Origin of the sequence: Synechococcus sp. MIT S9220 (assembly GCF_014304815.1) — a bacterium.
Lineage (GTDB): Bacteria > Cyanobacteriota > Cyanobacteriia > PCC-6307 > Cyanobiaceae > Synechococcus_C.
Genome location: NZ_CP047958.1, coordinates 590,176 through 615,188 on the forward strand (window position 1 = coordinate 590,176; position 25,013 = coordinate 615,188).

18 protein-coding genes and 1 pseudogene are annotated in these 25,013 nt (G+C 54.5%); 5 read left to right on the forward strand and 14 right to left on the reverse strand.

Annotation, left to right across the window (positions count from 1 at the left end; all coding sequences use genetic code 11):
- Positions 1–70: 70 nt before the first annotated feature.
- Positions 71–1,552: a malate:quinone oxidoreductase gene (locus tag SynMITS9220_RS03015; RefSeq protein WP_186990616.1), complete on the forward strand. Its 1,482-nt coding sequence runs from the start codon at positions 71–73 to the stop codon at positions 1,550–1,552.
- Here SynMITS9220_RS03015 and SynMITS9220_RS03020 read toward each other — a convergent pair.
- Entirely contained in the window at positions 1,541–2,194 is a 654-nt protein-coding gene (locus SynMITS9220_RS03020; protein WP_186990618.1) for a TVP38/TMEM64 family protein, read from the reverse strand. The two genes, SynMITS9220_RS03015 and SynMITS9220_RS03020, sit on opposite strands and share 12 nt — an antisense overlap.
- 124 nt (positions 2,195–2,318) lie before the next feature.
- Positions 2,319–2,654: a multidrug efflux SMR transporter gene (locus SynMITS9220_RS03025; RefSeq protein WP_186990620.1), complete on the reverse strand. Its 336-nt coding sequence runs from the start codon at positions 2,652–2,654 to the stop codon at positions 2,319–2,321.
- Between the two features lie 72 nt (positions 2,655–2,726).
- On the opposite strand from SynMITS9220_RS03025, the gene lepA reads away from it, so the two are divergent.
- Positions 2,727–4,541, forward strand: a complete 1,815-nt coding sequence (gene lepA, locus SynMITS9220_RS03030; RefSeq protein WP_186990622.1) for a translation elongation factor 4 — start codon at positions 2,727–2,729, stop codon at positions 4,539–4,541.
- Between the two features lie 62 nt (positions 4,542–4,603).
- Here lepA and SynMITS9220_RS13455 read toward each other — a convergent pair whose 3' ends face one another.
- From SynMITS9220_RS13455 to SynMITS9220_RS03075, 9 genes are all read right to left on the reverse strand, one after another.
- A complete protein-coding gene (locus SynMITS9220_RS13455) occupies positions 4,604–5,953 on the reverse strand; it encodes a prepilin-type N-terminal cleavage/methylation domain-containing protein (RefSeq protein WP_186990624.1) in 1,350 nt (449 codons plus the stop codon).
- Positions 5,953–6,501, reverse strand: a complete 549-nt coding sequence (locus SynMITS9220_RS03040) for a Tfp pilus assembly protein FimT/FimU (RefSeq protein WP_186990626.1) — start codon at positions 6,499–6,501, stop codon at positions 5,953–5,955. Before SynMITS9220_RS03040 ends, SynMITS9220_RS13455 begins: the two co-directional genes overlap by 1 nt.
- Positions 6,479–6,997 (reverse strand): hypothetical protein, encoded by a 519-nt coding sequence (locus tag SynMITS9220_RS03045; protein WP_186990628.1) that lies wholly within the window; start codon positions 6,995–6,997, stop codon positions 6,479–6,481. Before SynMITS9220_RS03045 ends, SynMITS9220_RS03040 begins: the two co-directional genes overlap by 23 nt.
- A gap of 77 nt (positions 6,998–7,074) precedes the next feature.
- Positions 7,075–12,501, reverse strand: coding sequence for a calcium-binding protein (locus SynMITS9220_RS03050; RefSeq protein WP_186990630.1), 5,427 nt, complete (start codon positions 12,499–12,501; stop codon positions 7,075–7,077).
- A gap of 790 nt (positions 12,502–13,291) precedes the next feature.
- Positions 13,292–14,626, reverse strand: coding sequence for a hypothetical protein (locus tag SynMITS9220_RS03055; protein ID WP_186990632.1), 1,335 nt, complete (start codon positions 14,624–14,626; stop codon positions 13,292–13,294).
- A 124-nt stretch (positions 14,627–14,750) separates the two neighbouring features.
- Complete coding sequence (locus tag SynMITS9220_RS13460; protein WP_304623070.1) at positions 14,751–15,260, reverse strand: type IV pilin protein; 510 nt, start codon at positions 15,258–15,260, stop codon at positions 14,751–14,753.
- A gap of 299 nt (positions 15,261–15,559) precedes the next feature.
- Positions 15,560–16,720 (reverse strand): HlyD family efflux transporter periplasmic adaptor subunit, encoded by a 1,161-nt coding sequence (locus tag SynMITS9220_RS03065; RefSeq protein WP_186990634.1) that lies wholly within the window; start codon positions 16,718–16,720, stop codon positions 15,560–15,562.
- Entirely contained in the window at positions 16,717–19,605 is a 2,889-nt protein-coding gene (locus SynMITS9220_RS03070) for an ABC transporter transmembrane domain-containing protein (protein WP_255483198.1), read from the reverse strand. Before SynMITS9220_RS03070 ends, SynMITS9220_RS03065 begins: the two co-directional genes overlap by 4 nt.
- A gap of 75 nt (positions 19,606–19,680) precedes the next feature.
- Positions 19,681–20,337 (reverse strand): peptidylprolyl isomerase, encoded by a 657-nt coding sequence (locus SynMITS9220_RS03075; RefSeq protein ID WP_186990638.1) that lies wholly within the window; start codon positions 20,335–20,337, stop codon positions 19,681–19,683.
- 231 nt (positions 20,338–20,568) lie between these two features.
- Here SynMITS9220_RS03075 and SynMITS9220_RS03080 point away from each other — a divergent pair.
- Positions 20,569–20,835: pseudogene (locus SynMITS9220_RS03080) on the forward strand (elongation factor 4); the annotation flags it as partial.
- Between the two features lie 328 nt (positions 20,836–21,163).
- Here SynMITS9220_RS03080 and SynMITS9220_RS03085 read toward each other — a convergent pair.
- Together SynMITS9220_RS03085 and SynMITS9220_RS03090 are read right to left on the reverse strand one after the other, a co-directional pair.
- The gene (locus SynMITS9220_RS03085) at positions 21,164–21,655 is read right to left on the reverse strand and encodes a hypothetical protein (RefSeq protein WP_186990640.1); all 492 of its coding nucleotides are present in this window, start codon (positions 21,653–21,655) and stop codon (positions 21,164–21,166) included.
- A 65-nt stretch (positions 21,656–21,720) separates the two neighbouring features.
- Positions 21,721–22,152: a type II secretion system protein gene (locus tag SynMITS9220_RS03090; protein WP_186990642.1), complete on the reverse strand. Its 432-nt coding sequence runs from the start codon at positions 22,150–22,152 to the stop codon at positions 21,721–21,723.
- An 86-nt stretch (positions 22,153–22,238) separates the two neighbouring features.
- On the opposite strand from SynMITS9220_RS03090, the gene SynMITS9220_RS03095 reads away from it, so the two are divergent.
- Positions 22,239–23,552 (forward strand): sensor histidine kinase KdpD, encoded by a 1,314-nt coding sequence (locus tag SynMITS9220_RS03095; RefSeq protein WP_255483199.1) that lies wholly within the window; start codon positions 22,239–22,241, stop codon positions 23,550–23,552.
- On the opposite strand, the gene SynMITS9220_RS03100 is transcribed toward SynMITS9220_RS03095, so the two are convergent.
- A complete protein-coding gene (locus SynMITS9220_RS03100; protein WP_186990644.1) occupies positions 23,506–24,246 on the reverse strand; it encodes a response regulator transcription factor in 741 nt (246 codons plus the stop codon). The genes SynMITS9220_RS03095 and SynMITS9220_RS03100 overlap by 47 nt on opposite strands.
- A 173-nt stretch (positions 24,247–24,419) precedes the next feature.
- On the opposite strand from SynMITS9220_RS03100, the gene SynMITS9220_RS03105 reads away from it, so the two are divergent.
- Positions 24,420–24,995 carry a prepilin-type cleavage/methylation domain-containing protein gene (locus SynMITS9220_RS03105; RefSeq protein ID WP_255483200.1) on the forward strand — a complete coding sequence of 192 codons (576 nt, stop codon included), beginning with the start codon at positions 24,420–24,422 and terminating at the stop codon, positions 24,993–24,995.
- The last annotated feature ends 18 nt before the right edge of the window (positions 24,996–25,013 follow it).

Here is a 25,013-nt window from a genome sequence, read left to right on the forward strand (position 1 = left end):
TTTCGCTCAGGGTAGGCAGGCATGTGTCCGGATTGATTCATACCCTTGAGAAGCATGATCACCCGACGCGATGGATCGTTACGACGCCGTGCTGGTGGGTGCGGGAATGATGAGTGCCACCCTGGCTTCACTGCTGCATGCCCTCGACCCGGAGATGCGCTTGCTGCTGGTGGAGCGTCTCGAGGCACCGGCTTTAGAAAGCAGTGCTGCGGTCAACAACGCCGGCACCGGCCATGCCGCCAACTGTGAGCTCAATTACACCCCTCAGCAGGCCGATGGAACGGTGTCGACTGCGAAGGCTCTGGCCATCAATGCAGCATTCGAGCGCAGTCTGGAGTTCTGGGCCTCACTCACAGACCAAGGGGTGCTGCATCCAGGCAGCTTTCTTCACCAGGTGCCCCATCTCAGTTTTGTCTGGGGACAGGAGGATGTGGCATTTCTTCAGCAGCGGCAGCGGCAGTTGAGTGCTCTGCCGGCCTTTTCCGCCATGGAGTGGAGTACGGATGCCGGGCAGATCGGTGACTGGATGCCCCTGGTGATGGAAGGGCGCCGCCCTGATCAACAGATTGCCGCCACCCGTATCGAGCGTGGGCTCGATCTCGACTTCGGAGCGCTGACCAAAGCACTGCTGCTGCCGTTGCAGACAGCGGGTGTTCTTCAGGTGATGTACGGCACGTCAGTGCAGGGACTCAAACGACCGCTGACAGAATCAATGAGCTGCTGTGACTGGCAGCTTGAGCTGCGCGGTCCATCCGGCCGACGCAAGGTGCAGGCTCCGTTTGTGTTTCTCGGTGCTGGTGGTGGTGCCCTGCCACTGCTTCAAAGCAGTGGCATTCCTGAGGCTGCCGACTATGCCGGCTTCCCGGTGAGTGGCCAGTGGCTGGTGTGCGGTGAGCCTGCTTTGGTGGAGCGCCACCACGCCAAGGTCTACGGCAAGGCGAAGATGGGCGCACCGCCGATGTCGGTGCCCCATCTGGATACCCGCTGGATCGATGGCAAGCGCTCACTGCTGTTCGGTCCTTATGCCGGATTTAGTAGCAAATTCCTGAAGACTGGTTCTCTGTTGGATCTGCCGCGCTCGGTCAGGCCCACCAACCTGCTGCCGATGCTGCAGGTGGGAGTTCACAATCTGCCTCTTGTGAAATATCTGATCAATCAGCTGCGCCAAAGCGAAGCTGATCGGATCGAGGCCTTGCGGGCTTTTCTGCCAGAGGCCGATGCAGATCACTGGAGCCTGTCGGTGGCCGGACAGCGGGTTCAGATCATCAAACGCACGTCTGATGGCGGTCGCCTGCAGATGGGCACGGAAGTGGTGAGTGCAGCGGATGGATCCCTGGCAGCACTGCTTGGAGCGTCTCCTGGGGCCAGCACCTCCGTGCAGATCATGGTGGAGGTACTGGAGCGTTGCTTTGCCTCAAAACTGGCCACGCAGGCCTGGCAGGAGCGCCTGCAGCAACTGCTTCCCAGCTATGGCCAGGATCTCAACAGCGATTCCGGGCTCTTGACGCGGACTCGGGAACGCAGTGATGCGCTGCTCGGTCTAAGCGTCTGAGCCTGTCTGCTTGCGCATCCGCTGCTGAATCACACTCGCCACGATCGCCAGGGCGAACATGCCGAACACAGCGCCGATCAGTAACAGTTTGCCGCCGCTGAAAATGCCAGCGCCCAGGGCCACGATCGGTGCACTGCTCAGCAACACACTGGCCAGCAACGGCAGGGCGAATGCCCGCCAGGGGATGCCTCCCAGGCCTGCGGCATAGCTCACGAAATCGAACAGGCCTGTCATCAGCAGACCGGTGAGCAGAAACGGATTGCCTTCCAGTTGGTTGCGGCTGAAGCGTTCAATGGTTTTCATCGCTCCCTCTCCCACCAGCTTCTGGATCGGGCCGCGTCCGTAGTTGCTGGCCAGCAGGAACGCGGCCTGGCAGAAGATCAGATCGCAGACCACGATCGTGATGAAGCCCGTCTGGAACCCCAGCAGTGCTCCGGCCAGCAGCGAGTAAGCCGTGCTGGGGAGCGCCGGCAGGATGATGCTGACGCCGCGCAAGAACAGGATCCCAAGCGGGGCCCAGACCCCCAGGCGCTCCACCTGAGCCCGGATCGGCTCAAGCCCGTGCACGTTGATCAGGTGAAACAGCACGGCAAGCCCGGCAATCACAGCTGCAATCAGCAGGAATCGACGAAAGCGCGGCACAGGCAGGGAGGTTCAGCGTGCTGATGACCTTCCCATATCAATGTCGTCTCCTGCGACCAGAGGTATCAGTTGATATGCACACCTTCCCCGATCCAGCAGCGCTTCTGTGGTCGCGTTTTGGTGTTCAGCCTGGGTGCCCCTGAAGGTTTACGGTGATCACGCCGGCAGTGATCAAGGCCATGCCAACGAGCTGCCCCTGAGTTGGCACCTGTCGATACACCAGCAGGCCGACTAGCACGATGGCCACGATGCCGATGCCACTCCAGAGGGCGTAGGTGAGGCCCATAGGAAGCACCTGCACCACCCGCGACATCAAGGTCATTGAGATGGCATAGGCCGACAGCACGATCAACGTGGGGCCTGGTCTGCTGAACCCCTGCGAAAGCTTGAGGCAGGAGGTGCCGATCACCTCAGCGCTGATCGCCAGCAACAGGAGCAGCCAGGGGTTGGTTGAAGTCACAGAGAGCTGGTCGCTGCTCCCTAGGATCGCTTGACTGAGTCGATACGCCCGAGCCGGGATTCCGCCAACCGCATGACCGACGCCCCCGTCTCACGGATTCGCAATTTCTGCATCATTGCCCACATCGACCATGGCAAGTCGACGCTGGCCGACCGTTTGCTGCAGGACACGGGCACGGTGGCCAACCGGGACATGCAGGAGCAGTTCCTGGACAACATGGATCTTGAGCGTGAGCGCGGCATCACGATCAAGCTGCAGGCGGCGCGCATGAACTACACAGCCGCTGATGGTGAGACCTACACCCTCAACCTGATCGATACACCTGGCCATGTGGACTTCTCCTATGAGGTGAGCCGCAGCCTGCAGGCCTGTGAGGGCGCTCTGTTGGTGGTGGATGCCAGCCAGGGTGTGGAAGCTCAGACCCTGGCCAACGTGTATCTGGCCCTTGAGAACGATCTGGAGATCATTCCAGTGCTGAACAAGATCGATCTGCCGGGTGCGGATCCCGATCGCATCAAGGAAGAGATCGAAGCGATCATCGGGCTGGATTGCAGCAACGCGATTCCCTGTTCAGCCAAGACCGGTCTCGGTGTGCCTGAGATTCTTCAGGAGGTGGTGGACAAGGTGCCGCCGCCGGCGGATGCGGTGGACGAGCCCACCAAGGCGCTGATTTTTGACTCCTATTACGACCCTTACCGGGGGGTGATTGTGTATTTCCGGGTGATGAGCGGCCGGATTAGTTGCAAGGACAAGGTCTTGCTGATGGAAAGCAAGAAGATCTACGAGCTCGACGAAGTGGGCGTGATGGCGCCTGACCAGCGCAAGGTGGATGAACTGCATGCCGGCGAAGTTGGTTATCTGGCTGCATCGATCAAGGCTGTGGCTGATGCGCGTGTGGGTGACACCATCACCTTGCTGAATGCACCGGCGGAGGAGCCACTGCCCGGTTACACCGAGGCCAAGCCGATGGTGTTTTGCGGTCTGTTCCCAACTGAAGCGGATCAGTATCCAGACCTGCGTGAAGCGCTCGACAAGTTGCAGCTCTCGGATGCGGCACTGAAGTTCGAGCCTGAAACCAGCAGCGCCATGGGTTTTGGTTTCCGCTGCGGCTTCCTTGGCTTGCTGCACATGGAAATCGTGCAGGAGCGCCTGGAGCGCGAATACGACCTTGATCTGATCGTCACCGCACCGTCGGTGATCTATCAGGTGAACATGATTGATGGCAGCGAGGAGATGGTGGACAACCCCGCCACGCTTCCGGATCCGCAGAAACGTGAATCGATTGAAGAGCCCTATGTGCGCATGGAGATCTATGCGCCCAACGACTACAACGGTGCGTTGATGGGCCTCTGTCAGGAGCGTCGTGGGGAGTACATCGATATGAAGTACATCACGACCGACCGGGTGACGTTGATTTATGAATTACCGCTGGCTGAAGTAGTGACCGACTTCTTCGATCAGATGAAGACGCGCACCCAGGGCTATGCCTCGATGGAATATCACCTGATTGGTTACCGCAAAAACGAACTCGTGCGCCTGGATGTGCTGATCAACGGTGAACGGGCTGACCCGCTCACCACGATCGTGCACCGCGATAAGGCTTATAACGTGGGCAAGGGCTTGGTGGAAAAGCTCAAGGAGCTGATTCCCCGCCAGCAGTTCAAGATTCCCCTGCAGGCATCGATCGGTAGTCGCATCATTGCCTCCACCAGCATCAGTGCGATGCGCAAAGACGTGCTGGCTAAGTGCTATGGCGGCGATATTTCGCGAAAGAAGAAACTGCTGAAGAAGCAGGCCAAAGGTAAGAAACGCATGAAGGCCATGGGCAAGGTGGATGTGCCTCAGGAAGCCTTTATGGCGGTGCTCAAGCTCAACGGGAACGAATAGGACAAAGCTTTTTGAATCTCCGCCCAAATCTCTTTGACCGATTTATAGCTCTTGATGATTGCTTATTGGAGTCGTTTCCTTCCATCTAGAAAAATCAGAATATCTCCCTTGGTGATGTTCGCCTCGAAGCTTGGATCCCCCTTGTAGCTGCTGCTATCTGAGGCCACGCATTCCTTTTTGCTGCAGCTACCAAGGCTCACATTTGCCTTTGGGCGCTTGATGTAGATGATGTCCACACCATCAGATCCTTCAATCGTGTCATCTCCTTCAACGAGGTAGGTGTTCTTGCCGCTACCTCCTTTGAGGATGTCATTCCCAGCGCCACCAATCAACACATCATCGCCAGCGCCAGCTTCGATGATGTCATTGGCATCGCCTCCTAGTAGCCGGTCATCACCGTCACCTCCATCGATCTCAACAGGTTTATCGCTATCTGCATTCGTCACATCGCTGGCTTCGATGATGTCGTTTTGATCAGAGCCTTCAATCTTGTCAAAGAAGTTGGCACCACACATCACGACTTGCTGATCTCCTCCAATGGCACCCTGCGGTAGTCGCAGAGTACGGTCGCCTGCACTTCCGTAGCTGCCGGGATCTATTGAGCGATCCACTGATACATAGAGCAAGTCGCGCTTGCTGATGTTGCCTGCTCCCGAGCAGACATTGCTGGTATCTGGGAAGTAGTGCACCGGTGCCACGCGTGACTGGCTGCCGAGGCATTGCCCATAGGGGCTCTTGGAGCTGGTACTTAAGCCATTGGCGAGTAAGTAAAACCGCAGCCCTCGCCGGTCAAGCTCATCGCTTTCGCATGCTGTGGCATTTACGCAAAAGCCCTCGTTGCAGTCGTCGTTACTACCCAGGTTGTCGAGGATTACCTCACGGCAATTGCTGTCTATGCCATCGGTACACAACTCAGCCTCATAAAACCCCCCATAGCTGTTGTTGTGGTTGATGCGTGGGCCGCATCGCACAAGCGCCTTGCCGCTGATCGCACTTCCATCGTCAATGTTCTGCACTCCATAGATCGCCATTGGCAACACCTGGAAGTTTTCTCTGAGTGAGGCGTCGGCTTTCACCCGCATCGGTCGCTCCAGCGGGAACACAATTGCGTGGGTGAATTCGTCGTTATCGATTCCGCATTCCTCGGGAATCTCAATGGCAGCAAGGTCGGTGATCACGCGCGTTGCAGAGGTGACTTCTGCCTCAATAAATCGGCGTGCGAGATTCCATTCAGCCCGTTTGCGGCGAAGCTCTTCTGCGCTTGCCCTCCATTGCATTGATTCGATCACCAAATTGGCCGCTGCCATCACTACAACGGTGCTCACGCCCATGGCGATCAGCAGCTCCACAAGGGTGAAGCCTGCGTGCCGCTGATCCCGCTGCTTGTGGAGTCGTTGCAGCAGTTTATTCACTAGTACTTCAACTCCTTCTCATAGCTGCAGGCTCCATCACGCTTGATGCCGCTGCGCACGAGTCCAACAGGAGCAATCACCTTGATGCAGCGGACGGTTGGACTCCCCTCCATGGTGAGTTCCATTTCCTGATCGCGATTCACACTGCCTCGGGGCGAAAAGCTGAACTCATTGTCTGCGCTATCCGATAACGCCAGCGAGATATCAGTCGGTGTGTTCTCTTGATTATTAATGTTGAACATCGTTAGCTCTCTGCAGCCAGGACTATCCAATGTGATGGCCAATGATGCATCGCTGGCATCATCAGCGGTAATGCTGAGCTGGCATGTTTCCATGTCTTTAACGGCTTGATTCCTTGCCCGCTCAAGCCAATTCACGATGCCAAGGCTTGCGGCTGTAAGTTGCTCGCGCCGCATGCCTGGGCGCAAATTGGGTAGAGCTATAGCGCTGAGGACCGCCACGATCACCAGCACAACCATTAATTCCCAGATTGTGAAGCCGCTACTGGCTTGCTTGCCTTGGCGGCTAGTGACACCAGTGAACAGCATTCGGGACAAGCGTCGTTTTGAGCGTAGCGATGACCTTATTGTCTTTTTCTGCGTCGTACTCAATCATTGCCTGGTTGTCGTTGGAGTCGTCTAAGGAGATGCGTCTGGTGATTGTGATGTTCCTATCAGCTAACAAGCTGCTGGGAATGGCTTTCTCGCCAGTGGTGACACCATTTTCATCCTCCGATAAGAGTTCTTTTGCAAGATCCCTCGCATTGCAGCGCTCCATAAAGTCTTGTTTATCGTCTGAATCTTCCCTGTTGTAATACATCAGGCTCTTGTCATTTTCTGCTGTTGCGGCTTTGCATGGTCCTTGCCTGCAGCGAAAGGTGTAGAACCGGTGCTTAACGGTCGATTCCAAGTCATCGGTGATCGCGCTTTCAGCTGCTTTTCGCAAGCTGGCTTGATGTGTGATCTGGTTTGAGCGAATGATGCCGCTGGTAAAGCCACTAATGGTGATAGCCAAAATAGACGATGCAATCAGTACCTCATGCAAGGTCTGGCCAGACTCTTGCAGGGTCTTCTGGTTGTTAAATCTTTTTTGTTGAGCCCTTAATTTCAGTTTCATATGACTTACGCGAAGGTCTCGTCTTCTTGCCTTGTGAGTTGAACGCCGTTGGCAACACCTAGATAATCAGTGCCGCTGTAGAACAGGCTGTTTTTATCTTTGTATTCCATCGTGATATCACCCATATCGGAAAACTCAACGATGTCTTCTCCAACAACGAAGTCGTAAATCGTGGCGTAGCCTTCACCCAAATTCAGGATGAAGGTGTCTTCTCCATCACCTCCATAGAGTTTGTCTAGGCCTATCCCGGCATCAAGAATGTCGTCACCTTCTCCGCCTTTCAGCGTGTCATTGCCGGTGTAGCCATTGAGGATGTCGTTGTCGGCGCCGCCTAGCAGGGTGTCATTGCCTTCATCGCCGTTGAGTTCATCTTCGCCAGCGCCGCCTTGGACAGTCGCGTCGCCTGTTCCGTAGAGATCAACAACGTCGTCGCCATCTCCAGCATCAATCGTGCTGTTTTCAATCTCGCCATCAATGGTGATGTAGTCATCACCATCACCAGCCTCGATCAAGCTGTCCACCATGGCTTTGGCTGAGCTTTCTCCCCATACCTCCACATAGATGGAGTCATCGCCCCCACCACTGGAGATTGTGCTTCCGCTGAGGCCAATGGCTTCGCCATCCTCCTCGTTGGTCGCTTCCACGATCACGTCAATGATGTCATCGGAATCGCCCACATTCAGGGTTGAATTCTCCATGCCAATGGCGAGAGTCTCACCGGTCACTTCCATGAGCAGGGCGTCGTCATCCGCGCCCGCATCGAGTGTCGTATCGACGAGCCCTTTCGCGACGCCTTCATCGCTTGCCTCGTCGCTGCTTTCAGCAGTGCTTTCAACCTCGATCAGGTCATCACCATCACCAGTTGAGACTTCAGAGTCTTCGATGGCAGTGGCGCTCGATGATGCTCTTGCTGTGATGGAGACGTTGTCATCACCTTCTCCAGTATTAATCGTTGAATTAACGGCTCCCTTCGCAATTCCTGTGTTGAGAAGCCATGAGTCTTCGTTGTCACTCCAAGAACCTGAGCTGGCATAGCCATACCCATACTTCCACTGAGAGTCATAGCTTCCGCTGTAACTCCGCCCATACGACCACCATGGGTAGCTATAGCGATAGGAATTGGAATACTCGCCAGATCGGCTGCCAGATGACTGGTAGTTATAGCTGTAGTCGTAACTGCCCAGGTTTCGCCGTAAGTAGCTGGAGAAGCCGAATGCGCTGCTGCTGATAGTAAAGACATCATCCCCTTTCCCGAGATCAATAGAGCTATTTTTGATCCCGACCGCCTCTGTGTATCCCTTGGCATCAATCGTTAGAAAATCATCTCCATTACCAGTTTCAATGGTTGATCGATTGGCGCCAATGGCTGAGCCGAGTTTTTGGATCAAAGAATTTTCATAATCCTGTATAAACAGGCTTTGATTGTTGCCTTGACTGTTGTGGTTGCCTTTGTTGTTGTATGAATGACTGCTTTCACTCGTTTGGTTCCACCAGCCCCAGCCATAGCGTGATTGATTGAGGCCTTCGCCTTGGGATGAATATTCACTCTTATGGCTATAAACAGAGCTGTGTTCACTGAGATATTCATTTTTGTTGATCAGGCTGCTTTCACCAAGTGCTGTGGCACTGAGCGAGATGACATCATCGCCTTTTCCGGTTTCTAGGCTGCTATCACTGAGCGCCTCAGCTCTTTTGCCGCCATTGGCGCTAATGGATGCTTCGTTGTCGCCATTGCCCAAGTTGATGCTGCTCTTTTGGGCTCCATAGGCTGTGCCAAATCGTTTGATCCTTGAGTATTCATAGTTTTGGTTGTATCTGCTGCGGGAGATTGAAAAGCCATCGCTTTCGCTTTCGTGATTTCTTGAGTATTCCTCAATTCTGTTGTACCAGTAGTATGCACTTGTGTAGCTGCGGCTGTACTCTTCAGATCTTTTGTTGGAATTCCAAGAATCGTGATTCCATGTTGAGCTGCTCTTGTTCCGGTTGATGTAACTATCTTCTCCTTCGGCAAGGCCAATGATTGCTAGCGAATCGTCTCCGCTGCCAGCAGTAATTGAGGAGCTGGCAAGAGCAATGGCAAGCTCTCCGCCGACTGATTGGAGATTGATGCTGTTGTTGCCATCGCCTGCGTCAATGGAGCTGTCTTCAGCACCAATCGATACCCCAAAGCGGTAAGTTCGCGAGTACTCATTGTCCCAGTTGGATTGCCCTTGGTTCGTGTATTCCCCCTGGGACTTGTAGTCGTAGTTTCCTTCTCGACTCGATTGGTTGTATCCATACCATCTAGCTGATGAAGACGTGTATTCATGGGTATTGCTGTAGCTGTAGCTGTAGATGTTGGAGTAACTGTTGCTGTAGTTCCCCTTGCTTGTGTTGCTGTATCCAACGAATCCATCAGCACTTGTGTCGATAGAAATGGTGTCTGATCCAGATCCTGTTAGTAAGTCACTGCTGATTAGGCCTAGTGCGCGTTCTCCTCCTTTGACTGAGATCTCTGCGTTGTTGTCGCCGTTGCCTAAGTCGATCGTGCTGTTTTCACTGCCTAGGGCACTGCCAAAGCGCTGTATATTGGACTGCTTGTTTGTACTTTGACTGCTGTACTCATGGCTGCGATTCCAGGAGTTGTCCCATTGGCGTTCATTTTCACCCTGGCTTTGATGGTTGCCCCAAGACCAATAGCGATAGTTGTTCCGATTGGAATTCCACGAGCTTGATTCGCCGCTATTGCTTCCAATGTCGTAACCAGATGATGCGTAGTCGTAATCACTTGTGTGGCTATAGCCCCGCTCGCCATTGGCATTAATACTCAAGCTGAAGCTGTCATCGCCATTCCCGCTTTGCAGGCTTGTGTTTCTGAATCCAACCGCTTGGTTGCCCGCCACAACATTGACAATTTCTGTGTTATCACCACTGCCAAGGTCAATATTGGAATCGATTGATCCATACGAAACTCCCCCTGAGATATCAACGTGGCGGTTGCTATGGCTGCTCTTGTAGTGCCCTTTGTTGGCATATTCATGGTCGTAATCATATTTCGATTGGTATCCGTAGCTCGAGCTGTAGCTTCCATACCAGCCTCTATAGCCCCAGCTACTTGAGTGGCTGTGCTCGCCACTCCACTGATTTGAGCCGCTGTGGCTGTAGTCGTATCCCCCAGTTGATTGGCTATTCCATTCATTTTGTCTTCCATGAGCGATCACATTGATGCTCAGGTTGTCATCACCACTCCCAGTATTGATCTCTGTTGAGCCAATACCAGTTGCCGTCGCAGCGTTACCCCATCCCCAGTTGTTGTTGTTAGCAGAAGCATTGATGGAGATGGCATCGTCGCCAGATCCAGCATCAATGGTGGAATCGAGCGCACCAAATGCGCGGATATCGCCTTGGCCAGAGGCATTGGCGTTGATGAACAGTCGGTCGTTACCGCTGCCCAAGTCGATGGAGCTGTTTTCAGATCCGTAGGCAGGGTCGTAGCGACGTTGTGTTTGGAGGGTTGTGGCATTGAGGCTGACGACGTCATCGCCAGAGCTCACATCAATGGAGCTATCGCGAATGCCCCAGGCATTGGTGTTGGCACCTGAAGCAAAGGAATTGACGTAGACCGAGTCGTTGCCAGCGCCCGTGCTGATGGAAGAGTTGTTGTCAATACCCACAGAATCGGCATTGCCGCCTCCGCCCCACCACCAGCCACCACCATTGCTGGTTGCAGTTGTGTTGATGGAGATGAAATCCTCACCACTACCTGTAGTGATGTCTGATTTGTTGAGACCTTTGGCGTTGGCTGGATTTCCATTGCGGTTCCACCACCAGCCGCCGCCGTTAGCGCGAGCGTTGGCATTAATGGAGACTGCATTATCGCCAGAGCCGGCATCGATACTCGTGTCCTCTACCCCTGTGGCTTGCGAGTTACCGCCATTGCTGGACGCATTAACGGCGAGGAAGTCGTTACCAGAGCCAAGATCAACGTCGGCATTGGCTAGACCTTTAGCTGTGGCAGGGTCATTGCCGCCCCACCACCAGCCGTTGTTGCTGTTGGCAGAAGCGTTGATGGAAATAGCATCGTCGCCAGATCCAGCATCAATGGTGGAATCGAGCGCACCAAATGCGCGCATTTCGCCTTGGCCAGAGGCATTGGCGTTGATGAACAGTCGGTCGTTACCGCTGCCCAAGTCGATGGAGCTGTTTTCAGATCCGTAGGCAGGGTCGTAGCGACGTTGAGTTTGGCGGGTTGTGGCATTGAGGCTGACAACGTCATCCCCAGATCCAACATCAATGGAGCTATCACGAATGGCCCAGGCATTGGTGTTGGCACCTGAAGCAAAGGAATTGACGTAGACCGAGTCGTTGCCAGCGCCCGTGCTGATGGAAGAGTTGTTGTCAATACCCACAGAATCGGCATTGCCGCCTCCGCCCCACCACCAGCCACCACCATTGCTGGTTGCAGTTGTGTTGATGGAGATGAAATCCTCACCATCGCCGGTTGAAATCTCTGAATTGTCCAGGCCTTTGGCAGTAGCTGGATTGCCACCGCGGTTCCACCACCACCGGCCACCGCCATTGGCTTGAGCGTTGGCATTGATGTTGATGACATCGTTGCCTGATCCAGCGTCAATGCTGGAATCTTCTACAGCTGTGGCATTTGAGATGCCGCCATTGGTGGAGGCACTAACGGAGAGAAAGTCGTTACCAGAGCCAAGATCAACGTCGGAATTGTCCAGACCTTTGGCTGTGGCAGGGTCATTTCCTCCGCCCCACCACCACCAGCCGTTGTTGCTGTTGGCAGAAGCATTGATGGAAATAGCATCGTCGCCAGATCCAGCATCAATGGTGGAATCGAGCGCACCAAATGCGCGCATTTCGCCTTGGCCAGAGGCGTTGGCGTTGATGAACAGTCGGTCGTTACCGCTGCCTAAGTCGATAGAGCTGTTTTCTGAACCCCATGCAGGGTCGTAGCGACGTTGTGTTTGGCGGGTTGTGGCATTGAGGCTGACAACGTCATCCCCAGATCCAACATCAATGGAGCTATCACGAATGGCCCAGGCATTGGTGGCAGCGCCTGAAGCAAAGGAATTGACGTAGACCGAGTCGTTGCCAGCGCCCGTGCTGATGGAGGAGTTGTTGTCGATGCCAACAGAATCGGCATTGCCACCCCTACGCCACCACCAGCCACCGCCATTGCTGTTGGCATTGGCATTGATATTGATGACGTCGTTGCCAGAACCCGTTTGGATGCTGGTGTTGCTGATGCCGGTGGTGTTGCTCCTGCCGCTGTTCCACCACCAGCCACCATTGCTGTTGGAGGAAGCGTTGATATCGATGCGTGTGCCTAAATCACTCGTTGCAATGAAGGATGTATTGCGAAGCGCTGTGGTTGATCCCTGGCCCCCAGAGGAGTGGCTTTGGATATTGACGTACTGACCGGTAAAAGTCACCGATGCGTTGTTGATTGCAGTTGCAGAGCTCGAACCGCTCCAGCTCCATGCATTTGAGAAAACGTTGAGCCTGTCGCTATTAACGGATAGGCGTTGATTATTGACAGCGTTGGCATTGGAAGATCCACCTCTCCACCAGGAAGACCAGCCACCAGAAGAGCTTGAGCTGAAAGTAGTCGTCGACATTGGTGAATTCAGGGAATGTGGACTACTGGCTTTCTCGAAAAACCAGGGATTTGGGCGCTGTCCTTGCCTTGGGAAGAAGCTTCAACTACCACTCCCTCAAGCCGCCTCCCCCAAATGGGGGATATCTGAAAGATTGATGAGGGATGGATGAGAGATCCTTTTGGTGGCTCTCTCCCCTTGCTCCCGCCCACAATTGATGGAGGGAACTAATGGCTGGGCACAAGAAGTAGACCCATCTCGATTGACAAAATGAGCCTTTAGGTATTGATAGGTAGGTTGATTGCCTGCCTTTAGATGTTTGTTGGTGTTTGGCCGAGTTGATTGCTTGGGGCGATCAAGGCTCGACTAGGGCTGCATGAGTCCTGAGTGAGACGAGGGTGAGACTTTATCTCATGGGCGTGAGAATTTCCAGGAGGTTGGCAAGTGATTAGAAGATTTGATCAATGCAGGATATGCATAAATACTTACTGGCCTGTGGCAGCCTTGGATTTCAATTTTTTCTGACTAAATATAAACTTTAATTTTCCTGGAGCCCGAAAAATATCGGGCGAATTGGGACTGCCTGCTTGCTTTTCCTCTGGATAAATTATTTGTTTTTAGCTGCTTAGTCGGGCGTTCTGCCGTAGCTGCGCCAGCTGGTTACCCCCTGGGCGACATAGTCGCGTTGGCCGATTCCAAATTCTTTGCCCAGTCGTTGGTAGATCAATTGGGGCATGTCTTCTGGCAGCCTCAGTTCAAACTCACCGAGTTGTGCGTTTGCTGATCGCCAAAAGCTGTCTGCCCAGATAGCGCCTTCCACCAAGCGTTTTTCTTTTCCAGTCTGAAATTTAACTTCTCCCTTGGGAAGCCACACAAACGTTTTGAGCGCTTCTCCGTTGGGTGCTTCCCCGCTGATATCAATTCTTTGACTGGTCTTGGCTTTTGGTGTTCCCAAGATCATGAAATCAGCAGCGTGGTTGACATCAGTGGTGTCAATCCATGTTCTTGATCCAATCTTGAGGCTTCCATCGAGATAAAGGCGGACAGGCCCGGAATTCGAGATTTTGATCGAGCTATTGGGGTTTTTGCACTTGGAGTAGCCATTCAGGCTGGCAGATCCGGTGCCGCTGATATAAACGTGCCATGTGCCACTACTGTCCTGCCATGCGCCGCCAAGGTCGACGAGATCTTCCGGGATCCGGAAGTTCTTGCACGCTTTTAATTTTTTTTTGACGGCATCTCTGAATTTTTTGGTGCTGATGCCTTTAACCTGCTCTGGTGGCTCTTGTGTGTTTGGGAGCTCAATATCGCCAATGGTTGGCTCTGGTGGGTAGTCGCTATCCCATTTTCCTGAGACACAGTCAGCTTCTGTGCAAATAATCTCTGCTGCTTCTTGTGGCTCAGAACCTTTCATGACGGCCTTGCCGCCGCGATAATTTTGTATTCTGCTCAGAACAAAGATTCCAGGCCAAATAGAATCTTGACTGTTGGTATCGCCAGGAAGTGCATTGCATGCTTTGGCGATGATGCTCATGTCTTGATAGATCTTGGCGGAAGCCAGCAGCTTGTTGTTGCTTGATCTGATCTCACCTTCCATTTCGAAGCTGCCAACTCCGCCATAGAAGTTGTTTCCTTCAAATGAGTACTTGGATAGTTTGTATCTCCCTTCTGTGCCGTTGTTATAGGTGTTACTCGTTCCTTGAATGGTTGGATTCTCGATGGCATTAATGCGGCAGCCGCCAGTGGCAGCTCTGCTAATTGACCAGCTGCCATCACCGTTGTAAGGCTCAATTAGCCATTCAGGGTGATCTTCGTTGAGGCTTTCAATCAGAATATTGAGCCCTGCTTCAGCTGCTTCTTTGGCGCGGTCGGCCAGGCTTTGCCTGGTTCCATTGACATAACTGTTGTAAGAACGTATCGCTACTGCAATGGTTGTTGTGGCAGCAATGGCTGAAGCCATCAACACAATCACCATGGCTAAGCCTTGCTCATCGCGAAGACTGCATGGATGGCTTATTTGTTTTTTGTGTCTATTGAACAGCATTTATTGCTGCTCGCTTCAAGGTTTGTTTGTTGAGTTGTATTTAACAGCTAACATCTTTATCTGCTTCTGCATCTTTCTTCGTTGCGAAAAGCTGTTTGCCGATAGCCACCTTGCCGGTGTCGAAGTTGACGCATCCTGCAATGGCTTTGCCCGTGTCGACATTGCTTTTGCTGTGGGCAGTTGCAGTAACGGTCCAGATATTGTTAGTTGAGTTAAAGGACTGAGTGTAATTAAAATTGGTTGCGTCATCTATTGGTGTGCCATATGCGGAATTCATATTTGTATTCGTGCTTTCTGGATCTTCGTTGTCTTCTAGAAATTTTGCTTGCCCCTGTTTGAGCGTTGCTGAAATATTGGTCTTGGCTTCCGTTGCTTTGGCCTTGTCAGTTTGAGATAAGAAGTTGGGGAGAGCAACAGCTGAAAGGATGCCCACGATGGCGACCACTACGAGCAGCTCGACCAAGGTGAAGCCGTTGGGCGTTCTGGCCTGTTTCCTCTTCAGTCGCTGGATCAAGCGCATGGCCAGCATCGGGCTGGTAGAGCTCGTCATGGGGTGCATTCAACTAACTTGCCTCTAAGAATAAGACACATGGGACCAGACTTGAGCTAATGCCTTTGGGGTTGGCTTTGCAGTCTGATGCGATGGCTGCTCTACTGCCCTCAGTGCAGAAGGCTGATCATGGTGTTTCAGGCTTTATGCCTGGCGTCTGCGGTCTCTTTCAACCCAATTGCATCCAGGGGTGAATGGTGGGCTGTGCACTGCGCCCCGGGCCATTCGATGCCCAAAAAGGAGCTGGCGCTGACCCAAGCCAGGTTCTTCAGGTCTCCAGGGGGAAGTCGCTTGATCGGTCAGGGTTGATCGTTCTTGATGCCGCGCAGGGCGTCAAATGCTTTCTCTACCGAATCGGTCAGCAGGCTGATCACAGGCTTATCTCGCACAATGAAGTTCACCGACACGCTTTGACCAGCGGCCACGGGGAAGCGTTTGCCGCGTTTTTCGAGGTACTGACGTTTCAGCACCACTTGCGCTGGGAAGCGGGGTTCGGGGTTTTGTTGATCGGCTTCGAGTGATTGTTTGCCAACACGTTTCAGCTCGCCTGGAATATCACCGTATTGAGTGAAGGGGTAAGCATCGACGCGCACTTGGGCAGGCATCTTGGGCCTTAAAAAACCCACATCGGCGTTGGTGACAAACACACTGGCTTCCAGCATTCCTTCGGGAACGATCTTCAGAAGTGTTTCGCCTCTGCTGGCGGCATAGCCCGGACTGGCGACGATCAGATCAAAGACATAGCCCTTCACCGGAGCACGTAGGGACTCGTACTCCTGGGATTTGTTGGTTTCTACCAGCTGACGCTCGAGATCAGACAGTTCTCGTTGGATCTGCTGCTTGCTTTTGATCGATTCGGCCTGCACTTCACGCAGGGTGGCTTCGGTTTGTGCAATCTCTGACTGCAGCTCCTGGAGTCGATTCTTTTGCTGCAGATACTGCACCTCTGCAATCGCACCTTGGTTAACCATGCCAGCCATGCGATCGACGATGGATTGTTCAACCTTCAGGGTCATCTGCAAGCTTTTGAGCTTGGCCTGCACACTGTCTTCCCGCGCCTCAAAGGCTTGGATTTCTTCTGTGAGACGCCTGCTTTCCAGTATTTTTTGGAGCTCTAAGGACCGCAACCGCTCGGTATTGACCTCAGGGTCGAACTGAATCAACACCTGGCCTGCGGTGACGAGTTCGCCCTCGCTGACCGCGATGCCACTGACAACTCCAGAGACCGGAGCTTTGATGGGACGCTCTGCACCGATGCCCTTGAGTTCGCCTCGGGCAATCACTACTTCATCAATTCGGGCGACGACGGCGTAAACGATGCCAAAACCGATGCAGCCGACGATGGCCCATTGCAGGGCCCTGGTCCAAGTGGGAGCAGCGCGATAGCGCACTTCTTGGTGGGCCAAAGGTACCAACGCACCTTTGGCGGCATTGTTCTGCTCGTTGTTGGAGCCGTTCATGACTGCCCCGCCTCCTGTTGCCGGTACAAGGTGGCGTAGCGGCCTCCCAGTTTCATTAATTCACTGTGAGTGCCTTGCTCCACCAAGCTGCCTTCGTGCATCATCAAGATTCGATCGGCATGGCGCAGGCTGCCGAGGCGGTGGGTGATAAACAGCACCGTGCTGCCGCGGTACACCTCAGCCAGATTGCGTGTCACTTGTTGTTCGGTGTTGACATCAAGGGCGCTTGTGGCTTCATCGAGCACTAGCAGCCTGGGCCGCTTCAGCACCATTCGCGCGATGGCCATGCGTTGCCGTTGGCCACCGGAAAGGGCTGAACCACGCTCGCCCACTGAGCTGGAATAACCACCGGGTAAGGCCTGGATGAAATCATGGGCGCAGGCCACTTGTGCGGCACCGGTGATCTCTTCGAAGCTGGCATCGGGCCTGGTCAGAGCGATGTTGGCTTGCGCCGTGCCATCAAAGAGAAGGCTGTCCTGTGGAACCACTCCCACTTGGCTGCGCAGGGAATAGAGGTCCACCTTGGCGATGTCGTAGCCATCGATGCGGATGGTGCCTTCCAGCGGATCGAAGAGGCGAGTGAGCATTTTCAGCATCGTGCTTTTACCTGAACCGCTGCTGCCCACAATTCCAACGAAACTGCCAGCAGGAATCTCAAAGTTCACATTGAGCAGCTGCAAGGGCCCGCTGCTGCCAAAGCGGAAATTCACGCCCTCGTAAGAGATAGCGCCTTGCAGAGGAGGAATTGGCGGCAGGTTTTCCCCTGCAATTTCGATTTCTTCGCGGTGATCGACGATGTCGGAGAGGCGTTCAAGCGACAGGGCTGTTTCCTGGAAGTTTTGCCAGAGGCTGGCCAGGCGCAGTAGGGGGCTGGTGACGTAGCCCGAGAGGATGCGGAAGGCGATCAATTGGCCCAGGGTCATTTCCCCCTCGAGCACCAACATGGCTCCAAACCAAATCACGATCAGACCGGAGACTTGTCCCAGGAATTGGTTGGCTGACCCTGCCGCAGTGCTGGTGATGGTGTTGCGGAAACCCGCTTCAATTTTTCCGCCATAAAGCTGCTCCCAGCGCCATTCACTAGGAAGTTCCATGCCTTGGCCTTTGACCGTCTCCATGCCAGAGAGGGTTTCCACCAGATGGCTCTGCACCTTGGCATTGGCTTCGGCTTGCTGGCGCAACTGCCGGCGAATGATGGGTGCCACCCCCATGGTGAGACCCACAAACAACGGCAAGACGCCAAGAGCGGCAAAGGTGAGTGGCACCGAATAAAGCAGCATCACAGCGATATAGACCACCGAAAACACCGCATCAAGCAGAACGGTGAGGGCGGTACCTGTGAGGAAGCTTCGGATCTTCTCCAGTTCGCCAATACGGCTGCTGACTTCCCCCACCGGCCGTTTGGCGAAATAGCTGAGCGGTAAGCGCAGCAAGTGGTGAATGATTGAGGCTCCAAGGGAGATGTCAATCCGGTTGGTGGTGTCGGAAAACAGGTAGGTACGCAATGACCCCAGAAGCGCCTGGGCTAAGGCCATGGCGACCAGCAATGTACCGAGCACGTTGAGGCTGGAAAAATTGCCCTGGCTGATCACCGCATCGATGATCTGTTGAATCAGCAGTGGGTTGAATAAGCCCAGCAGTTGCACAAAAAAGCTGGTGATCACTACCTGCAGCAAGGCATTGCGGTGCTTTTGGATCGCTGGTAGGAACCAGCCCAGACCAAAACGTGCTTTCGGGGTGCTGGCACTGCGCTCAAGGCACAACACCTGCAGCTGCTCGCCAGTGTTTTGCTCCAGCAGCTCAACGGCCTCCATCCAGCGCTGACCAGACACTGGGTCGCCAACTAGCAGCTGCTGTTGGCGGGCTTGCCACAGCACCAAGGGATGACCATTGATCAGGGTGAATGCTGGGAAGGGCAAGCGTGTGAGTAAATCAGCGCTGTTGGGTTGTAGGCCTGAGGTGCGTAGACCGAGGAGATCGCAAATGGCGGCTACAGCTTGCAGGGGCAACGCATCCTGGCCACCGCGTTTCAGTTGGTCATTGAGGATTCGGCTGAGTACATCGCGCCGGAACGGCAGATCGAAGTGGCGGGCCAGCATCCGTAAGCAGGCCAAGGGTTCGTCGATCGGACCATTGCCGTTGTGTTGTGGGTAGCTGCCGTCGTTATGCAGCCGTCCATACCAATCCTCGAGAGCTTCCTGCTGGACTTGCGGGGTTGGTAAGGCTGGCGTGGTCGTGATGCTCTGGTCAGGAGCCTTGATCAACTTGTTGTCTTGAGGATCGAGGTGACGTTGTGGAGGCCAATGGCTCGGTAGAGCGAGTAGACGAGCCGGGAGACGTCCGAGCACCTCAAGGCGACAAGGACTCTGGAGCACAGTGCCCACGGTTTCGCCCTCGATGTTGTCGCTGCTGACTAACCAGGAGCCATCGCTCAAGCCGAGTTCATGGGAACCAGGAGTCAGTAGGCGGACAGGCTGATCACTTAACTCACAAGCTTGTTGAGCCCACCGCAGTAGTTCTTGAGCTGTGGGGTAGCGGGGATCTTGCCGGCTGGCTGCGGCTGACCACAGCTCCCAAGGACTTAGAGAGCAGAACTGACTCAGCTGCTCTGGATGGCGATCGAGGAGTTGAAAAAAACGTTCAGCCGGCAGCAGCGAACCTTCCACGTCGGTGGCTGCCGTCAGCTTCAATCCACTGACACCCCTTAACAACAGCTCACCACCGACTAGCTCGCCGTTGCTGAAGCGCTGCAGGGTGAATGCTTCTTTGCGTTGATCCAGGCCTAACAGGCGCATGTCGCCTCGCTCGATCAAGAGCACACCAGGCGGCAGGTGGTCGCGTTCATGCAGAGCTTGGCCGGGGTTGAGCCGCAGCGGCTGCAGCATCTCTTGGCTGACGCCGGGGAACGTCTGCCACCCGCTGGACTTGGGCTGTGGCTGCTGACTAAGCATATGGAAAATCTAGGCCTGGCCTTTGGTTTCGGCAGCCGAGAGTTGCTCCTCTAAGTGCTGATCGCCCAGCTCCAAGAGCAGACGTTGCTTGAGCGAATCGGTGAGCTCAGTGCAATGCAATTCCTCAAGCCGCACCACAATCCACCAGTCTCCGAGTTGTTTGGGCGGCCATAGTTGCCCTGGGGTGCTCACCTGCAACAACTTGGCGAGCATCGGGTGGGGCTGGCTTAATGGCACAGGGCCGAGCTGGCCTCCTTGCTGGCGCTCAGGACCCTCTGAATACTCTGAGGCAATCTCTTCAAAGCTGGCTTCACTTTCTTTGATGCGTAGGTGCAATTCATTGGCCAAGTGTTGGTCTTTGACGCGCAAGAGCGAATAACTCACCTGATCCAGCTGGCTTTTACGTTCGAGGTAATGGTTGTTCAGCTTGTCTTTGAGGTTTTGCTCGCACCACAGCAGCCAGCAGCCACGGCGGGCCACAAACTGCTGCCATTGCTCTGAGCTCAAGCCCTGTTGTTGTTGCCATCGCTGCAGCTTTTGCGGGGACTCGATGCGTTGCTGCTGGCACCACTGATCCAGCATGGCCTTGCGCTGCTCCGCTGACGGTGGCGGAATGCTTTGGAGGTAATCATCGATGGTGGCCTCGCGACGGGCTTGGCGCAGCATCCCCCAGCTCGCAAGCTGTTGGCTGCTGAAACTGCTTTGAGGAACCTTTGTTTGCTCCAATGGGTTGAGCTAATGGGTAGTCACCCTCTATTTAGGGGTAGTTGATCGCTAATGGCATCCCCCAGGTGAGCGACAGCAGCTCAGATTGCTCTGGATGGAACGGCGGACATGGGCATGAAATGAACGACGATCAGAAACTTGGTCAGTAGCTCTGTTGCTGGCAGTGAAGAGATGGTGGAAAAGCTCAAGGAGCTGATTCCCCGCCAGCAGTTCAAGATTCCACTGCAGGCTTCGATCGGAAGTCGCATCATTGCCTCCACCAGCATCAGTGCCATGCGCAAAGACGTGCTTGCCAAGTGCTATGGCGGTGATATCTCGCGTAAGAAAAAGCTGCTGAAGAAACAGGCCAAAGGCAAGAAACGCATGAAGGCGATGGGCAAGGCGGATGTACCGCAGGAAGCCTTCATGGAGGTGCTGAAGCTGAATCAAGCGAATTAACAGTTCAGCCGCACAAGTTCATCGCCTGGGGGATGATGGAGGTGCTTGTGCTGAATGATTTGTCTCTGGTCTGTCCGCTGTAGCTGATGTCCAGTCGTTTGCCATTCGCCTCCAGATTCCTGATCAGCTCGATATTTTGCCGCTAATTAATGTTGCTTTCCCAGAGAGAATCGCTGTAGCGGGGGGTTGGGGGGATTGGCCGAAGATTTTTTTATTACTTCTGAGATCAAAGGCCAATATTGGTTGATTTAATCCTTTCAGCAGTGCTCTTTTAGATTGAATTGCGAATCTATTGAAAGGCCTGGCTGTCAGGCCAGGCGATTGTCTGTCAGTAACCGGGGTGGTTGCCCCAGCCGTTGATGTTGTTGATGTCATAGAGCCAAGCGTCAGGATCAGAAGCTAGATAAGCGTTTCTGTTCCATGCAGCATCCGGCTTACAAGCTCCGTTCAGTTGGTGATACCACTGAGCGTTGTAACCGTCGGTGCCCCAGGTGTCATAGGTAGGACATTGATGGCCAGAGAACTTCTCTGGTCTATCGTGAGCAAATGAACGTTGACTGGTGCCGCCAGAGTTTTGTGATTGTGCTGGAGGAACGTAAAAACTACGGACTACTTTTGCGCTGTACCTACCACTTCCTTCAGTGCAACTGACTTGATAAACGCCACTGGACTGAGGAGCCGAAACGGCACATGGGCTCCCAGCAGAAATAGTAGGAACTTGCCCTGTTGCTTCTGCTTTAGCTGCAATGGTTACAGCTAGAGCCTCAGCTTGAGTGAAGTGCTGAGACTGTTTCTGGGCAATATGAGGAGTAATGGCCATCCGAGCTAATTGGGGTCCGGCGACCCCCATCAGCCCCAAAGCCACTACGGTTGAGACAATATTCATTATGATTTCGCAGGGTCTCCAGGGATGCCTTCGTCAAGTGTGGTCGTCCAGGTCTCGCCACCGCCAGAGAAGACAAAAGCTGCGTCATCAGCACAAGTAATCGCACCGTTAGTGACTTTGTCTGTTCCAGCAGAGGCTCCTACATTCCCATCAGTAGCTGTTCCACCAATTAGTGCGATGGAGCAGGTCTTAGCTGCATTTACACTCTCTTGCTTGGCAGCAGAGGCATGTCCTCTGGCTTGAGCCTTATTCAGTGCAGGAAGTGAAACTCCTGTAAGAATTCCGACGATAACGATCACCACCATCAGTTCGACGATCGTGAAACCGTTCTGCTTTTTGCTCTTAACCTTGAGAATTTTGCGAGCAAGAACGTAATTTAGAGAAGTCATAGTGTTTTGAGTGAATGTTGAATCGGCACCTGTGGTGCTCACTCATTCACCATCTCTTGTTTTGATGGTCAGCAACGGTGAGAACCGCTAAAGCTCTCTAAGAACGTTCTTAGGGTTTCTCTCACTCGTTGAAACGCCAGTCGCTGCCTTCTCTGCAGGTGTGGTTGCAGACCACATCCGTGTTCAGCGTGATTGCCGGCTACATCGTGTTGCTGGTGATTCATGCTGATTTCGCGGATCTACAGCGCAAGCAGGGTCACCGGCAGCTGGTTGCAGCTTTGACGCAGCGTGTTGAGACAGCAGAACCGCAGATTTTTTCAGTTCCATGGCAAGGCCGGGGTCTGCAAGTCGCACTCATGGATCCCGGTCTGACCCAGGAGCCCCAGCTCCAGGCTGGTCCAGCAGGGCAGCAATGGCTGGTGAGCCGGTCACCACTGGTGTTGTCGACAGGTGAACGCCGATTGCTGCAGGTTCGTCAGAACGTTTCGCAATCGCTTGCCAAGCAACGCTCTAGCCAGTTGCTTCTGATCGCAGCAGCCGTGGTGTCGATCCTGTTCACCTCACTACTGCTGCGGCTGGTGTTGCGCCGCGGGCTTTTGGAGCCTCTAAAAGATCTCGATCAGCAGCTGCAGGCGCTTAACACCAGCAAACTTGGCGCCAATCTCGTGGATTCGGTATCGCAGCCAAGAGAATTGCGATCGATCGCACAGGCCTTCAATAGCCTTCAGCAGCGACTGGCTAAGGCCTGGGAACGTGAGAGTGTTTTTGCCAGCTCCGTCTCCCATGAATTACGCACACCGATCACGGTGATCCTTGGGCATGCACAACGGCTTCGGCGACAGAACCTTCCGCCAGCGGCTGAGCGTTCAGCCGCCTCGATCCGCCTGGAGGCCAAACGCATGGATCAGTTGCTGAGGGTGCTGCGTGATCTAGCTCGCAGTGATTCAGCGCAGCTGCAGCTTCAGCTGATGGCTCTGGATCCCGATCAGCAACTTCTGTTGGCCTATGAAAGGGTGTTGCCGATGGCAGCAGATCGTCTACTCATTCCTCAACCTGCAGATCAGCCACATCCATTGCTGTGCGCCGATCGTGTGCGTCTACAGGAATGTCTGGATGTGCTGCTGGAGAACGCTCTGCTCTACAGCCAGGGCACCGTGCAGATGACCTCCGAGCAGGTCGGCGACCAGATGGTGCTGCACGTGATCGATCAGGGGCCAGGTATCCCCTTGGATGAACGGGAGCTGGTGGTGCGACGCTTCAAGCGAGGCTCCACAGCCGTTGGTACCCAGGGATCTGGAATCGGCCTTGCGCTAGCCGATCAGCTGATGCGAGCGATGCAGGGAGATCTGGTGATTGCGGATGCCAAGGAGGGCGGTTCTGATCTGCAGCTACGTTTCAAGCTTTGGCCGGATCAGTGTCTGCAGGAAGAAGCCGTGCGATGAATCCCACACCGCGCACGGTGTGCAACAAAGCAGGTCGTTCTGGGCTTTCGATCTTGCGGCGCAGATAGCCCATGTAGACATCCAGCGCGTTGGGGTCACCCACGAATGGTGCTCCCCAAACCGCCTCCAGAATTTGCTGCCGGGGCAGTACTTCGCCTTTGTGCTTCACCAGGTAGGCGAGCAGATCGAATTCCCGCTGCGAGAGAGACAACTCAAGATCTCCCCGTTTCACCTCTCGTTCGATCAGGTCAATCTGCAGATCTCCAAGACTGAGGCAGTCTTTGACGCGTACGGAGTTCGCAAATTGGCCCCGGCGTAATCGGGCCCGCACGCGGGCGTGCAGCTCCTTCAGTTCGCAGGGTTTAGTGAGGTAATCGTCGACACCCAGATCCAGCGCTTGCACCCGGTCGTCCACGTCGTCGTGAGCTGTGAGCATCAGCACCGGTGTGGTGTCGTCGCTGCTGCGCAACCGCCGACAGATCTCGGTTCCATCGAAATCCGGCAGGTTCCAGTCGAGCACGACCAGATCAAAGCTCTCCTGCCTCAGCATCAGCAGAGCATCACTGCCGCAATTGGCACTGCTGCAGTCCAGCCCCTGCTGGCTGAGCTCATCCTTCAGCAGCAAGAGCAGTTCAGGATCGTCATCAACAACCAGCAAGCGGCTGCTGCTGGTCTCCAAGCTTGCGCCGCGCATATCTGCTTCCCCCTCTCTTCTGTATCTGCATCATTTCCGAAGCACCCTGAATCCACATCACCCATCCGGGGGAATGTTCAGTGCAGTCGTGAAACACCGCTGTGTTGTTCCCGGGATTTCGACAGCGTCTCTCAGCAACGCGGCAGCTGCACGCGACAGGGTTTGCTCTTCCCTTGGCCCTGTCTGCGTCTGCGGTGTTGTTGCTTAGCAGTGCTTCGATTCACACCCTCAGCCTGCAGGGACGCCTGCGCTTGATTGGCGCTGAACTTCAGCTCGGTCGGGCAATGGCCGTGCGTCTGAGTGAAATGTCTCGCCAGCGCCGCAGTCTGCAGCTGATTCGCGAGGAACTGGGATTGGCCCATGGCTGGATCGTGAATCCACCCGTCTCCAATCGTTGGTCCTGCCGGATGAGCGGTCGTCGTCCGGTTCTGGCCATTGCAACGCAGCTGGATGACCCACAGGCGCGCGGTGCGGGCGCGATCGTCTACTCGGTGGGTTCTGCTCCGGATGCGATTTGGCGCGGCCAGGTGTTGATGCGTTGTGGTCCGGCCTACAGCCTGGATGGCGTGCCTAATGTCCGGGGTACTTTCCAGAATCGTGTCCTGCTCGATGCGCTCCCCCTTACTAGGGGGTCTGGATTTACGGCAAGCCCACACCCGCAGTTGCCCGTCCTGCAGTTGGAGATCGAACAGCAGTTGCCGTCAGGGTCCGGTGAACAGCAAACACTGCGTAGTCGATTGGCGGCTTGACGTCTTGAGAACGTTGTC

Excerpts from the sequence above, each read along its gene's own strand:
- SynMITS9220_RS03085 (WP_186990640.1), bottom strand. The coding sequence starts at position 21,655 with ATGGCCATTACTCCTCATATTGCCCAGAAACAGTCTCAGCACTTCACT.
- SynMITS9220_RS03075 (WP_186990638.1), bottom strand. The coding sequence starts at position 20,337 with ATGCTGCGCCAAGCCCGTCGCGAGGCCACCATCGATGATTACCTCCAA.
- SynMITS9220_RS03070 (WP_255483198.1), bottom strand. The coding sequence starts at position 19,605 with ATGCTGCAGCCGCTGCGGCTCAACCCCGGCCAAGCTCTGCATGAACGC.
- SynMITS9220_RS03040 (WP_186990626.1), bottom strand. The coding sequence starts at position 6,501 with ATGCTGTTCACTGGTGTCACTAGCCGCCAAGGCAAGCAAGCCAGTAGC.
- lepA (WP_186990622.1), top strand. The coding sequence starts at position 2,727 with ATGACCGACGCCCCCGTCTCACGGATTCGCAATTTCTGCATCATTGCC.
- SynMITS9220_RS03065 (WP_186990634.1), bottom strand. The coding sequence starts at position 16,720 with ATGAACGGCTCCAACAACGAGCAGAACAATGCCGCCAAAGGTGCGTTG.
- SynMITS9220_RS03100 (WP_186990644.1), bottom strand. The coding sequence starts at position 24,246 with ATGCGCGGCGCAAGCTTGGAGACCAGCAGCAGCCGCTTGCTGGTTGTT.
- SynMITS9220_RS03015 (WP_186990616.1), top strand. The coding sequence starts at position 71 with ATGGATCGTTACGACGCCGTGCTGGTGGGTGCGGGAATGATGAGTGCC.
- SynMITS9220_RS13460 (WP_304623070.1), bottom strand. The coding sequence starts at position 15,260 with ATGACGAGCTCTACCAGCCCGATGCTGGCCATGCGCTTGATCCAGCGA.
- SynMITS9220_RS03055 (WP_186990632.1), bottom strand. The coding sequence starts at position 14,626 with ATGGCTTCAGCCATTGCTGCCACAACAACCATTGCAGTAGCGATACGT.